Consider the following 14,265-nt stretch of genomic DNA (forward strand, 5'->3'; position numbering starts at 1 on the left):
TATGCAAACCAATCTCAGCGAACAGTCAAAACTACTGCCCCGCGCCGAAGAAGCGGACAAGATTCTGCGCACTTGCGTGCATTGCGGGTTCTGCAACGCCACGTGCCCGACGTATCAACTGCTGGGCGACGAACTGGACGGGCCGCGCGGGCGCATCTACCTGATCAAGCAAGTCCTCGAAGGCGCCCCCGCCACGGCCAAAGCCCAGTTGCACCTGGATCGCTGCTTGACTTGCCGCAACTGCGAAACCACCTGTCCGTCCGGGGTGGATTATCACAACCTGCTGGACATCGGCCGCGCCGTGATCGATCAAGCGGTGCCGCGCCCGGCCAGTCAGCGGCTGTTGCGCCAGGGGTTGCGGGCGCTGGCGCCGAATCCGAATCTGTTCAAGACTTTGCTGCAAATCGGCGCCACATTCAGGCCATTGCTGCCACGGGGCATCGAGGCGAAGCTGCCCCACGACCTCCCCGCCGCAGGCGAGCGCCCTGCCCCTCGGCATGCTCGCCGGGTGCTGATGCTCGAGGGTTGCGTGCAGCCCGGTCTATCGCCGAACACCAATGCCGCGACGGCGCGGGTGCTGGATCGGCTGGGGATCAGCGTAATTCCGGCACCGGAAGCCGGCTGTTGTGGCGCGCTGGACTATCACCTCGACGCCCAAGCCATGGGCCTGGACCGCGCCCGACGCAACATCGACGCCTGGTGGCCGCACCTGGAAAACGGCGCCGAAGCCATCGTGCAAACCGCCAGCGGCTGCGGCGCATTCATCAAGGATTATGGGCATCTGCTGGAGCGCGATCCGGTCTATGCGGCCAAAGCCCAGCGGGTCAGCGAACTGGCCCTGGACCTGGTGCAAGTGCTGGCCGATGAGCCTTTGGAACGGGTCTGCACTGCTACTGACCAGCGGATCGCCTTCCACTGCCCTTGTACCTTGCAGCACGCCCAAAAACTCGGCGGTGCGGTAGAAGCCGTGCTGACGCGGTTGGGCTTCAATCTCACGGCAGTGCCCGACAGTCATTTGTGTTGCGGCTCGGCGGGCACCTATTCGATTACCCAACCCGTACTGGCCCGGCAACTGCGCGACAACAAGCTCAACGCTCTGGAAAGCGGCCACCCTGAAGTCATCGCCACCGCCAACATCGGCTGTCAGAGCCACCTCAACAGCGCCGGACGTACGCCGGTCAGGCACTGGATCGAATTGGTGGACCAAGTGCTGCGATAACCGAACACTCCTGCAATGCAAGAACAGTCCTTGGCAGAATGAAGTTCGTCAGAAACTTCGTTTGTCGGCGCCGCCGAAGGCTGCGATCTTTTCCGGCATCCGTTACGTCACTGCGCCAGGAAACTTTTCATGAGCCATCCGAACTTCATCAGCCCTGACCTGATCCGCCAACGCTTCTCCAAAGCGATGTCCGACATGTACCGCGAAGAAGTGCCGCTGTACGGCGCGCTGATGGAACTGGTGGAACAGACCAACCGCCACGTGCTGGACAGCGACCCGCAAATCGCCCGACAGCTGCACAGCACCGGTGAAATCCAGCGCCTGGACCTGGAACGCCACGGCGCGATCCGGGTCGGCACTGCCGCTGAACTGTCGACCCTCGCCCGCCTGTTTGCGGTGATGGGCATGCAGCCGGTGGGCTATTACGACCTGACCCCCGCCGGCGTTCCGGTGCATTCCACTGCGTTCCGCGCCGTGCATGAGGCAGCATTGCAGGTCAGCCCGTTTCGAGTGTTCACCTCGCTGCTGCGCCTGGAACTGATCGAAGACGCCGAACTGCGAGCCTTTGCCCAGTCGGTGCTGGATACGCGCTCGATCTTCACCCCGGCGGCATTGGCCCTCATTGAACGCGCTGAAACCCAGGGCGGCCTGACCGAATACGAGGCGCAGGACTTCGTCGCACAAGCCCTGGAAACCTTCCGCTGGCACCACAGCGCCACCGTCACCGCCGAGCAATACCAACAACTCAGCGCCCAGCATCGACTGATCGCCGACGTGGTGGCGTTCAAAGGCCCACACATTAACCATCTGACGCCACGCACCCTGGACATCGACATCGTGCAGGCGCAAATGCCCGCCCATGGCATCACCCCCAAAGCGGTGATCGAAGGCCCACCTCGCCGGCAATGCCCGATCCTGCTGCGTCAAACCAGCTTCAAGGCGCTGGACGAGCCCATCACCTTCACCGATCAAGCCCAAACCCGTGGCAGCCACAGCGCCCGTTTCGGTGAAATCGAGCAACGCGGCGCGGCGCTCACCCCCAAAGGCCGGGCGCTTTACGACCGCTTGCTGAACGCTGCCCGGGATGAACTCAAGGATTTCCCCAACGAAGCCAATGCTGCACGCTACAACGCGCTAATGACGCAGCACTTTGGCGAATTCCCTGACACCGTCGAGGATATGCGCCAACAGGAACTGGCGTTTTTTCGCTACTTCGTGACGGAAAAAGGCTTGGCGGCGAAGGGGCTGAATGGTGTGTCGCTGGAGGATTTGCTTCGCGACGGCTATGTGCGGGTTGAACCGCTGGTGTACGAAGACTTTTTGCCGGTCAGCGCGGCGGGGATTTTTCAGTCGAACCTGGGGGATGCGGCGCAAACCCACTATGGCGTGCATTCGAACCAGCAAGCGTTCGAAAAGGCCTTGGGAAGGTCGACGATTGACGAGCTGGGGCTGTATGCCGAGACGCAGCGGCGATCGGTTGATGAGTGCTGCAAGACATTGGGATTGCCGAGTCTGACTTGACCAGTCAAATGTACTTTGTGGCGAGGGAGCTTGCTCCCGCTTGAGTGCGTAGCACTCACAAAATCTCCGTTTGTACGCAGAGTTTTGGGGCCGCTGCGCAGCCCAGCGCGAGCAAGCTCGCTCGCCACAAGGTGTGTTTGACCCGTGGGCTATCTGGGCTTAACCCAGCTTCGCCAACAACGCCTTGGCGGTCTCTTCAGAAGACGCCGGGTTCTGACCGGTCAGCAACAGACCATCCGTGATCACGTAACTCGCCCAGTCATCGGCCTTGGAGAAAAGACCGCCGTTGGCCTTGAGCATGTCCTCCACCAAAAACGGCACCACATCCGTCAGCTGCACAGCGGCTTCTTCGGAGTTGGTGAAGCCCGTCACCCGCTTGCCTTTGACCAACGGCTGGCCGTCCGCATCCTTGACGTGGCGCAACACCCCCGGCGCATGACAGACCGCCGCCACCGGTTTGCCCGCCTTGTAAAACGACTCGATCAGCGCAATTGAAAAGGTGTCTTCAGCCAGATCCCACAACGGGCCATGCCCGCCGGGATAGAAAACAGCGTCGTAGTCTTCGGCCCTCACGGTATTCAGCAATCCGGTAGACGCTAATGCGGACTGGGCAGCGGAATCCTTGCGAAAGCGATCGGTGGCCGCAGTCTGCGCGTCTGGCTCATCACTTTTAGGGTCCAGCGGTGGCTGGCCGCCCTTGGGTGAAACCAGGGTCAGCTGCGCGCCAGCGTCCTTGAAGGTGTAATACGGTGCGGCGAATTCTTCGAGCCAGAAGCCGGTTTTCTTACCGGTGTTACCCAATTGATCGTGGGACGTTAAAACCATCAGGATTTTCATGTCGTTCTCCAGTCGATGTCAGGGTTACTCAGTGATCTTGGCGCTGGGTTTGACCTCCGGGCAGCGCTGTTCGTTGCGCCCATTGTCGGGGGGTGACGGCTCATGGCCTTGATGCGCAAGAAGTTGCGCAACTGTGTCGGTGAAAAGTCCTCTAGCGAGGCTGGACATCAGGTTTATCAAGCCCTCCAGCCAAGTGCGCAAGAAGTTGCGCAGTGGTGCGCAACTTCTTGCGCACTTTTTCAGCGGATCCTTGCCAAAAACCTCTCCGGCGTTGGAAAAACCACCTCAACCACCTGATTTATATAGCATTAATCATTTCTGGCACGGACCTTGATAACAGTCAGGCACCCACCGGGCGATACCGCCTCCCGGGCACCCTAACTTTTAGCAAGGAGCACATCCATGGCTACACCAGCGTACATGTCCGTTACCGGCGAGAAACAAGGCCTGATCACTGCCGGCGCATTCACCGCCGACTCCGTTGGCAACACCTACCAGGAAGGCCACGAAGACCAGGTCATGGTTCAGGCTTTCAGCCACGACGTGATCATCCCGCGTGACCCACAGTCGGGCCAACCGACCGGTCAGCGTGTACACAAGCCAGTCGTGATCACCAAGGTCTACGACAAGTCCTCGCCACTGCTGCAAGCGGCGCTGACCTCCGGCGAGCGCATGAGCGAAATCGTTATCCAGTGGTACCGCACTTCGGCTCAAGGTACCCAAGAGCACTACTACACCACCAAACTGGAAGACGCGATCATCGTCGCCATCAACAACAAAATGCACAACTGCCAGGATCCGTCGAACTCGCACTTCACGCACCTGGAAGAAGTGCAATTCACCTACCGCAAAATCACCTGGACCCACGAAGTATCCGGTACTTCGGGTTCCGATGACTGGCGTGTTCCAGTCGCTTAATCGCGGCTGACGGTTCCAAACATCGGCCAGCTCTGCTGGTCGATGTCATTTGCGCCTTCCAGGAATTTTCGCGTCCGCAGCGCCCGTTTGGGTGCCGGCGTGCGCCGCAGCACAGCACGAGGAACAAGGGATGTTCGCGCCGGCCAATCAGACTCACTTTGCCCTGACTGTCGAAGGTCTGGAAAACGATCTCCAGGTCCTTTCCCTGCAAGGTCGGGAAGCCATCAGCCAGCCTTTTGTGTTTGAGGTGGAGCTGGTCAGTGAACAGCCGTCCCTGGACCTCGAAACGCTATTGCACAAACCGGCCTTTTTGCAGCTCTCGCCTGACGGCAGCGGCATTCATGGCCAGATCTACCGCGCCGCCCAAGGCGATTCCGGCAAACGCCTGACCCGCTACGCCGTGACGCTGCGCCCGCAGCTGTCCTACCTGGCGCACCGCATCAACCAACGCATCTTCCAGAACCTTAGCGTGCCGAAAATCATCGGCATAGTCCTCGAAGAGCACGGCATCCAGAGCAATGCCTACGAATTCAAAGTCGGGGCGATTTATCCCGAGCGCATTTACTGCGTTCAGTACGATGAATCGGACCTGCAGTTCATCCAGCGCCTGTGCGAGGAAGAAGGTATTCATTACCACTTCCAGCACAGCGCCACGGCCCACAAGCTGGTATTCGGCGATGACCAGACGGTGTTCCCGAAACTTGCGCCCGTGGCCTACCAGCAAGACTCCGGCATGGTCGCCAACGACCCGGTGATCAAGCGCTTCGACCTGCGCCTGGAAACCCGCACCAGCCGCACCACCCGCCGCGACTACGACTTCGAAAAACCGCGCCTGACTCTGGAAAGCGAACACCGTGGCGACGCCCTGCCCGACCTCGAAGACTACGACTACCCCGGTCGCTTCATCGACCGCGAACGCGGCAAGCACCTGGCCAAGCGCGCCCTCGAGCGTCACCGCAGCGACTTCCAGCTCGTCGAAGGCAAAAGCGATCAGCCGTTGCTGGTCAGCGGCCACTTCCTGGCCCTGACCCAACACCCCAAGGCCAAGTGGAACGACCTGTGGCTGCTGACCGAAATCCTCCACGAAGGCAAACAGCCGCAAGTGCTGGAAGAGTCGGTCACCAGCAGCACGACTAACCTCAAGGACGATTTCCATCAGGGCTACCGCAACCGCTTCCAGGCCACCCCGTGGGACGTCCCGAACCGCCCGCCGTTGAACCACCCCAAACCACGGATCCTCGGCAGCCAAAGCGCCGTGGTCACCGGGCCCAAAGGTGAAGAGATCCACTGCGACCAGTACGGCCGCGTCAAAGTGCAATTCCACTGGGACCGCGAAGGTCAGGCCGACGACAAAACCAGCTGCTGGCTGCGCGTCTCCTCCGCCTGGGCCGGCGCCCATTACGGCGGCATCGCCATCCCGCGCATCGGCATGGAAGTGCTGGTCAGCTTCCTCGAAGGCGACCCCGACCAACCGCTGATCAGCGGCTGCCTGTACCACAAGGAAAACGTCGTCCCGTACGCCCTGCCGGCGAACAAAACCCGCAGCACCTTCAAAACCCTGAGTTCTCCGGGCGGCGGCGGATTCAACGAACTGCGCATCGAAGACAAGAAAGGCCAGGAACAAATCTTCCTGCACGCCCAGCGCGACTGGGACGAAAACGTCGAGCACGACCAGAAAATCCGCGTCGGCAACGAACGCCACGACACCGTCGAGCAAAACAGCTACAGCGAATTCAAGGCCGAAGAACACCACACCGTCTATGCCGATCGCAAAGTCGAAGCCCGCGCCAACGACCACCTCACCGTGGGCGTCAACCAACACATCAAGGTCGGCACCGGCCAGTTCATCGAAGCCGGCCAGGAAATCCACCTGAGCAGCGGCATGAAAGTCGTGCTCGAAGCCGGCAGCGAACTGACTCTCAAGGGCGGCGGCAGCTTCATCAAGATCGACGCCAGCGGCGTGACGCTGAGCGGGCCGGTAATCAACATGAACTCCGGGGGTAGCCCGGGCAACGGCACCGGGGCGGCGCCGTTGATGCCGGGGGCGTTGAAACAGGCGGATGCGGATAAGGCGGGTGCGGTGCTGAGCCCGGCGCAGATTAATACGCTGAAGCGCAATGCGCCGTTCTGTGAAGAGTGCGAGAAGTGCAAGGCAGGTGCTTGTGCGATCTGATCCGATGACTCCGCAGGCTTGGCTTGCAGGACGGCCGTTGCAAACGGGTGAACGTTTGTACCTGATCGTCAGCGCCGCCAGCGATGCCGAAGCGCTCAAGACGCTTTACCAAAATGAACCCACAACCCAGGCGATCCCGATCTGGGGCGGCACACCCTACGCGGCTTGGCAGCCGGTGATGCCCTACCTCACCGAGTTGAAACCCAACTCAAGCTTCCTGCCATGGATTGCCGAAACCGACGCCCTCGATTGGGGGTGGCTGGCCGTTTCCCGCAGCGAACCGAACGTGGTGTTCGAGCATCTGCGTAGCCTCACTCAGGTTCGGATGCCGGATGGGACCGAAGTGTTTTTCCGGTTCTGGGATGGGCGGCATATCTACCCGATTCTGGAAGGCCTCGGTGATGCCGCCGGTGAAGTGCTGCCGGTGTTTGATCGGTATCTGATTAATGGCAAGAGCCTGGAGGTAGGACCGAGGGTGGTGCCACCTGCGAAGGACTGGCCTTGGTGGGAGGTGCCGAAGGCGTTGCTTGATGGCCTGACCAAGCAAAACCCATCGACCGTAGTCGGCAACATGATGCAGTGGTTGAAGGAGGATCACGCCGAGCTTTACTTCTCGCTCCCCGAATCCAACCTGCGAACAAAAGTGGCGCGCTTCGTAAAACGCACGCCGCTCACGGAAGAAAATTTCACCGGGCTGTTGAAGGCCCATCTGGAAAATGAGGTGGCTGTATGAGCATTTTGATGGGTGAGATCGTAGGCAACCTCACGGCCAAACAACCTGATGCTCAGGCCATCATCAGTGACTTCAAGAAGTGCCTGAAGGATTACCGTGAGCATGCCGAGGCTTGGTACGGCGGAGTCCTGGACGCGGAACAGCAATTCAAGGTCGGTGATGAGGTCCACACTCAGGACAAGGACAGCAAAAAGGAAAACACCCTTTATGCCAACTGCCCGGCAAACGGCAAACTCACGCTTGTGCATAGCTTCGAGTCTGCGCGATTTGTCCCCATCGGCAATACGCCGGTCCGTCTGGTGCCTGTGGTGGATGGCCGGTTCATTGGCAAGAACGAAGCCGGACCGGAGATCAACAAGACAATAGACTCGACCGGGATTCTGGAAGTCACCGGCCTCACGCCCAATCAGCAATACAAAATCACGTTCTTCCCGAACCCTACTCGCGCGCAGATCGACAGCCTGTTCAACTCCTATCAGGGCGTGATCGGCGATTTGGGCGGCTGGTTACAGACTGAATGGAGCACCCGTTTCCTACCGCTTTGGCAGGCACATACCGATGCCTCGATGGGTGGCCGTGCCCTGCAGGAACTGGAGGCCGCATGGGAAGGCTTTCTGAAAGCGATCATGGGTTTGTGGGGCGATATCAAAAGCCTCTACAACCTGGTTGCGCATCCTCGTGAGAACTACGAGAAGCTGAAAAACTTCTTCACCGAAGAGCAAATCAAGAAGATTTATGACGCCTCCGCTGAGGCCATTCACACCGCCTTGTTGATCGCCAGCGATGAACCACTGATGTGGATCTACGTTGCCGCCATCATGGCGTGGGTGAAGATGCTGCCGCCGCAGACATGCACAGAAGTGCTGGCCCAGCTGACCACAGAGTTCCTGCTGAACATTCTGGTCGGTGTCGTCCTGACCGGTGGTCTCGGCCTGGCCGTGCGCATTGGCACGAAGGTAGTTAAAGCCACGCAAAACAGCGGCAAAGTTGTGAAACTGATTGAAGATTTCACCGGCATGCTGATGAAAGTCAGCAAAACAAGCGCCACACCGCATACCGAGGCTGCTCGGCCTTTACTGCTTAATGGCAATTCTGCATTCAACCCGGCGCGTAAAGCCAACGTTGAAATCGCCCCGCCCAAACCCGCCGAAACAGCAACGGCGCCGAAGAAAAAGCCACCTGTCGCCGGTGGAAAAGTGGAAACGGATGCGCAGATCCAGGCGCGCGGCAAAACTGAAAGCGCCACACGCGTCGAACAAAAAGAGGCGGTCGACAACGCGCCAAACCAATCGAAAAACCCGGCTGACCAACCCACCGAGTGTGCCAACAAAACCTGCCTCAAAGACGACCCGATTTCGATGGTGACCGGCGAGGAACTGCTGACCCTTTCCGACGGCGAGCTGGGTGGGTTGTTGCCTCTGGAATGGACGCGCCTTTACCGAAGCAGTGCGGTCGAAATCGACAGCCGTCTTGGCCATGGCTGGAGCCATTCCTTGTCTCATCGTTTGCAACTGGACGATGAAGGTGTGCTGTGGACGGATAACGAAAACCGCCAGATCCGCTTCCCGATGCCAACCGAACAACGTCCGGCTATCACCAACAGCCTGTCGCAGGCGGCGATTTATTTGGGCGATGCACCCGGTGAGTTAATCCTTACCCAGGCGGGACCAAAAGCACGCTTCTATCACTTCCGCGCCGGGCGGTTGATCACCATCAGCGATGCCTATGACAATCAGGTGCATATCAGTTATGACTTTGTCGACCGCATTCAACGCATCGACAACGGTGCAGGCCGCGCCTTGCTGTTGCGTTACGACGACCGTCATATCGCCGCGGTGGATCATCAGCAACAACGCTCCGAGTACAACGACCGCGGTGAACGCCAGGATCCATGGCTAACCATTCAGACCTTGGTCTCCTACCGCTACAACACGCGTAATCAGCTCGTATCCTCGACCAATGCGGCAGGTGAAACCGAGCATTACCGCTACAACGACCAGCACGTCATTCTGGAACGGCAACTGGCCGGTGGTGCCAGTTTTTTCTGGGAATGGGAGCGTGAAGGCAAGCTTTCCCGTTGCGTCCGCCACTGGGCTAACTACTCGCAGCTGGAAGCGCGTTACGAGTGGGATGACAAAGGTTCAGTGACTGCTTACAACTCCGACGGCAGCGAGCATGTGTACGTGCATGACAAGAATGCGCGTTTGATCAGCGAGACCGCTCCCGATGGTGGGGAAACGCAGAAAGCCTATGATGATCAGGGACGTCTGGTCGCAGTAAAAGACCCGATGGGCGCCATCACCGAATATCAGTACAGCGATGCCGGGCGCTTGATGGCCGTGATCCCGCCAGAAGACGAACCGACCCGTTACAACTACTTCAATGGTCAACTCATTGATGTCCAGAGAGGTAAAGCGCGCTGGAAGTACGAGCGCAACCGTCAAGGCGATATCACCCAGCAAACAGACCCTCACGGCGCCGAAACCCACTACAACTACGACCGTCAAGGCCGACTGCTGGAAATCCGCCATCCCGATGGCAGTCGTCATCAACTGGGTTGGAACAACCTCGGTCAACTGTTGGAAGAACGCCTGCCCGACGGCAGCCAACGCAAGTACCGTTATGACGCGCTAGGTAGGCAAATCACACGTCAGGATGAAACCGGCGCCATCACCCATTACCAATGGGACGCCGTTGATCGCCTGACACAAATCACCCTCCCCGGCGGCGCCACCCGCGCCTTCACCTATAACCCGTATGGTCGCGTCACCGCCGAACGGGATGAACTCGGGCGCATCACCCGCTACGAATACGCAGACAACCTGCACCTCGTGAGCCGCCGCATCAACCCCGACGGCAGCCAGCTGCGCTACCGCTACGACAACTCGCGCCTGCTGCTCACCGAGATCGAAAACGAACGTGGCGAGCACTACCACCTCGACTATTACCCGAACGGCCTGATCCAGCAGGAAACCGGTTTCGACGGTCGCCGTACCGCCTACGAGTACGATCTCAATGGCCAACTGCTGAAGAAAACCGAATTCGGCGACGACGGCAGCGAGCTTACAACCGAGTACCAGCGCGACGCTGCTGGCCGTCTGCTGGTGAAAACCCTGGCTGACGGTGAAGAAATTCACTACAGCTATGACGCCCTCGGTCGCCTCGTAAACGTCGACGACGGCAACTGGCCGCTGGCGTACGAATACGACCTGCAAGACCGCCTCATCACCGAACACCAAGGCTGGGGCACCCTGCGTTACGAGTACGACAGCGTCGGCCAACTGAAACACTGCCGCCTGCCGGACGGCAGCAAGCTCGATTACCGCCACCAGCCTGGCGGCCAGCTGAGCAGCATCGACCTCAACGGCTCGCGCCTGACCAGCCACCAGTTCAGCGCAGGTCGCGAACAACAGCGCCAACAAGGCCTGCTGCTCAGCCAATACCAGTACGACGAACAGGGTCGGTTGCAAGCCCATAGCGTCAGCCAGCGCGAAAAAAATCTGTTCCAGCGCCGCTACACCTACGACGCCAACGGCAACCTCGCCGGCATCGACGACAGCCGCAAAGGCCACCGCAGCTATCACTATGATCCGCTCGATCGCCTGATCAACGTCCGTGGCACCACCCCGGAAAGCTTCGCCCACGACCCGGCGGGCAACCTCCTCGGCCAAAACAACGAGCCGACCGCGAACCTGGCCAACGTCAAGGGCAACCGCCTGCTGATGCAGGGCGACCGTCATTACGACTACGACGCCTACGGCAACCTGATCCGCGAACGCCGAGGCGCCGGGCAGAAACTGGTTACCGAGTACCGTTACGATTGCCAACACCGCCTGATCGGCGTCAGCCTGCCGGGTGGCAGCGTCGCATCCTACAAGTACGACGCCTTCGGTCGACGCATCGAAAAGACTGTCGACGGCCACACCACTGAGTTCCTCTGGCAAGGCGAACGCCTAATCGCCGAAAGTGGCGACAACCGCTATCGCAGCTACATCTACGAACCCGGCAGCTTCCGCCCGCTGGCGATGCTCGACGGCGAAGGCCCGCTGAAGGCCGCGCCGTTCTACTACCAACTCGACCACCTCGGCACCCCGCAGGAACTCACCGATTACAGCGGCGAAATCATGTGGTCGGCCAAGTACCGCGCCTACGGCAACCTCGCTGCGCTGGACGTCGCCGAAATCGACAACCCGCTGCGCTTTCAGGGCCAGTATTTCGATGCCGAGACAGGGTTACACTACAACCGGCATCGCTACTACAATCCGGGGACTGGACGGTTTCTGACGCCGGATCCGATAAAGCTTGCGGGTGGGTTGAACAACTACCAGTACGTGCCTAACCCTACGGGGTGGGTGGATCCAATGGGGTTGACAAGCTGTCCTGGAGCGGGTGGTAGCAAGCCGGAAATCAGACTGGAAGATCCACCAGTTAAAGCGACCATAAATGAAGGATCTCCTCCCCCTCCAGCCCCTCCAAAACCGGACAAGTGGAGTCGGGAACCTAAAAGCATTCAAGATCAGATGACATTACAGGCAGCTAAAGAAGGTCGAGGCGTCGCTATTATCGAAAACCTCAATGATCCTGCCTTTAAAGGAATGGATAAAATTGAGCTCAAGATAAAATCGAAAAATGGAAATGACTCCGTAGTACATTATGTACGCAATCCGCAGACCGGAGAGCTCATGGATTTCAAATTCAAAAAACACAGCACCGATGATATAAAACCTTGGGGTAATGACCCATCAGTGCCACCCGGAGTCATCGACAAATGAAAGTCGTATGCAAAATCAACAATCTGAATGACATATCAGCACCAGAAACCGTCATGCGTTTAAAGCGTTACATATTCATGCCTGACGGCGAGCTAGACTTGCAACTGGGAATGGAATACACGGTTTACGGCATCGAGTTTCGAGACAACTGCCCTTGGTTCTATATATGCGCAGAAGAAGATGATGAGTATCCAAAACCATATGCAGCTGATGTCTTTGATATTATTGATGAGCGACTTTCCTCTCATTGGAAACTTAGCTTTCGAACTCAAGAAAACAACAAATACAAAAGCTCGCTTATATTCCAAGAATGGGCCACAAACATTAGCTTTTATGAAAACTTAATTGATGGCGACGAGCAAGCTATCACTACATTTGCGAAATACAAAACACTTATGGACTCAGAGTAACTTAGCCCCCCCAAAAACAACAAGAAAGGCGACAGATTTATTCTCTACGCACTCATGAAAATAAATCTGTTCCTTTTGGCTACTCCCCTTTTGGCTGAGAAGATGATTAACAAAGATCTAAAATTATTAATTTTTGATTTTTTAGGCGCTGTAGAAACCTCACTACAGTTGCTTTAAGACAAATTCGGCTCGAGATCACTACACCAATTATGGTATTACAATAAAATAGCTCAAAGAGGAGAGATTTTTAAGGGTGTAAGCTATCAATTACATGAAAACGGATGCATGATCGAATACTCGGAGTACTGTGTGGATTTCGATTTCGGACCAAATGGAACCGATGGATTTGACGCATGGCGCTTGTATAACTATGCATGCGAATTCCCAGAGAAACATGCAAAATACACAAACCTCGCTACAGTTGAATCAGAGTTAAACCAATACATCCAAGAAAACATAATTAAAGAGCACAAAAGGGGACAGATTTATTTTCCATGAATAACAAATCTATTCCCTTTTTTTGTTCAGCGAACACTACGACACGGTTAGCTCAATAAGAACATGGAAGTGAAGAGTAAAACTATGATAATCGAACTCGACGGCTACACTATCAAGTCAGAAATTGAATTTCACAAGCAACTCGCATCAGCTTTAAAAGCTGGTGAGTTCTATGAAAACAACCTCAATGCTTTATGGGACTTGCTTTGTGCAAACACAGAAGGCCCTATAGAGCTAATCTGGAGAAACTCCAACAACTCAAGAAACAGCATCGGTGACACTTTCGAAAAAATCGTGAGCATTCTTAATCGAGTGAAAGCTCAAGATGAGAATTTTGGCTGGGATGAAAAATTTACATATATACTAGAATAAATTACTCAACTGCCACGTGCGACAAAAGGGAGAAGATTTATTTTCTACGCACCTGAAAACAAACCTGCCCCCCTTTGGGTTCCAGTGAGAAAAGGTGACAAATTTATTTTCTAGTCACCTTTCCCCAAGCGCTCGTGAAAATAAATTTGTCACCTTTTTCGTTGGATATAACGAAGGACAACCCACACACTGGGTAAGAATCGAATTAACTAATGACGGCAATAAGCCCGTTATCCATAGCTTCCCTGCCTCCCCCCAGCAAGTTAAAAAATACATGGGAAAAGTCAAATGAAAAAGAAACTAGAGTTCGAGCTACAGCCTATTAGAGTGCCCAGTGGCTGGACCATTACCATAAACAATCTTTTTGAAGTAGACCTAAAACCAGAAACAGCACATTGGTTCAGCAGCTCTGTATTGTTGGGTGGCGCCTGTAAAGGAACAGGATACTGCTTTGACTCACGAGTCGAACCTGAGGGGGATCCTGACGGTGAGTTCGTCGTTGAGTTTTTAACAATAAAATACGACAAAAAAGGCGAGCCTATCGGCGACTCTGTACAAACCATTGAGACTTTTAAAACAAAAAGCAAACAAGAATACATAAGTAAAATCGAGACATACATGCTCGAAAAATTAAGGTAAATAATGGGGTAAGAGAACTAAATTTACTTTCGAACTCATAAGCCTCCCATTTTTCTCAGAAAAGGGGACAGATATATTTCTGCGCTCATAAAAATAAAATCTGAGAATCATCTAGCCGGCCTCCCCACCTCACGGAGGTGGCGCAAAATTCAAGGTGCGAACTTAGACTTTTG

Annotated in this window: 11 protein-coding genes and 1 pseudogene; 11 read left to right on the plus strand and 1 reads right to left on the minus strand. The window is 56.4% G+C overall.

All coding sequences use genetic code 11. From position 1 onward, the window contains the following. Position 1: 1 nt before the first annotated feature. Entirely contained in the window at positions 2-1,219 is a 1,218-nt protein-coding gene (glcF, locus tag AC1RQB_RS22840) for a glycolate oxidase subunit GlcF (RefSeq protein WP_063340302.1), read from the plus strand. Between the two features lie 129 nt (positions 1,220-1,348). After that, positions 1,349-2,740, plus strand: coding sequence for a 2-oxoadipate dioxygenase/decarboxylase HglS (hglS, locus tag AC1RQB_RS22845; RefSeq protein WP_063340303.1), 1,392 nt, complete (start codon positions 1,349-1,351; stop codon positions 2,738-2,740). Between the two features lie 159 nt (positions 2,741-2,899). On the opposite strand, the gene AC1RQB_RS22850 is transcribed toward hglS, so the two are convergent. Next, complete coding sequence (locus AC1RQB_RS22850; protein WP_063340304.1) at positions 2,900-3,577, minus strand: type 1 glutamine amidotransferase domain-containing protein; 678 nt, start codon at positions 3,575-3,577, stop codon at positions 2,900-2,902. Between the two features lie 102 nt (positions 3,578-3,679). Here AC1RQB_RS22850 and AC1RQB_RS22855 point away from each other — a divergent pair, with 102 nt between their 5' ends. From AC1RQB_RS22855 to AC1RQB_RS22895, 9 genes and pseudogenes are all read left to right on the plus strand, one after another. Further along, positions 3,680-3,874: a hypothetical protein gene (locus AC1RQB_RS22855; protein ID WP_131815871.1), complete on the plus strand. Its 195-nt coding sequence runs from the start codon at positions 3,680-3,682 to the stop codon at positions 3,872-3,874. Between the two features lie 105 nt (positions 3,875-3,979). Further along, positions 3,980-4,495 carry an Hcp family type VI secretion system effector gene (locus AC1RQB_RS22860; protein WP_007900657.1) on the plus strand — a complete coding sequence of 172 codons (516 nt, stop codon included), beginning with the start codon at positions 3,980-3,982 and terminating at the stop codon, positions 4,493-4,495. Between the two features lie 130 nt (positions 4,496-4,625). After that, entirely contained in the window at positions 4,626-6,668 is a 2,043-nt protein-coding gene (locus AC1RQB_RS22865) for a type VI secretion system Vgr family protein (protein WP_063340305.1), read from the plus strand. Positions 6,669-6,672: 4 nt separating this feature from the next. Then, entirely contained in the window at positions 6,673-7,401 is a 729-nt protein-coding gene (locus AC1RQB_RS22870; protein ID WP_219734736.1) for a DUF4123 domain-containing protein, read from the plus strand. Then, entirely contained in the window at positions 7,398-12,173 is a 4,776-nt protein-coding gene (locus AC1RQB_RS22875; protein ID WP_241824440.1) for an RHS repeat-associated core domain-containing protein, read from the plus strand. Before AC1RQB_RS22870 ends, AC1RQB_RS22875 begins: the two co-directional genes overlap by 4 nt. Continuing rightward, positions 12,170-12,583 carry a hypothetical protein gene (locus tag AC1RQB_RS22880; RefSeq protein WP_007900671.1) on the plus strand — a complete coding sequence of 138 codons (414 nt, stop codon included), beginning with the start codon at positions 12,170-12,172 and terminating at the stop codon, positions 12,581-12,583. Before AC1RQB_RS22875 ends, AC1RQB_RS22880 begins: the two co-directional genes overlap by 4 nt. A 195-nt stretch (positions 12,584-12,778) precedes the next feature. Further along, positions 12,779-13,081: pseudogene (locus tag AC1RQB_RS22885) on the plus strand (DUF6896 domain-containing protein); the annotation flags it as partial. A gap of 84 nt (positions 13,082-13,165) precedes the next feature. Then, positions 13,166-13,453: a barstar family protein gene (locus AC1RQB_RS22890; protein ID WP_063340307.1), complete on the plus strand. Its 288-nt coding sequence runs from the start codon at positions 13,166-13,168 to the stop codon at positions 13,451-13,453. A 288-nt stretch (positions 13,454-13,741) separates the two neighbouring features. Beyond that, positions 13,742-14,092 carry a hypothetical protein gene (locus AC1RQB_RS22895; RefSeq protein WP_063340308.1) on the plus strand — a complete coding sequence of 117 codons (351 nt, stop codon included), beginning with the start codon at positions 13,742-13,744 and terminating at the stop codon, positions 14,090-14,092. The last annotated feature ends 173 nt before the right edge of the window (positions 14,093-14,265 follow it).

This window comes from Pseudomonas sp. GW822-FHT02E03 (assembly GCF_058802325.1).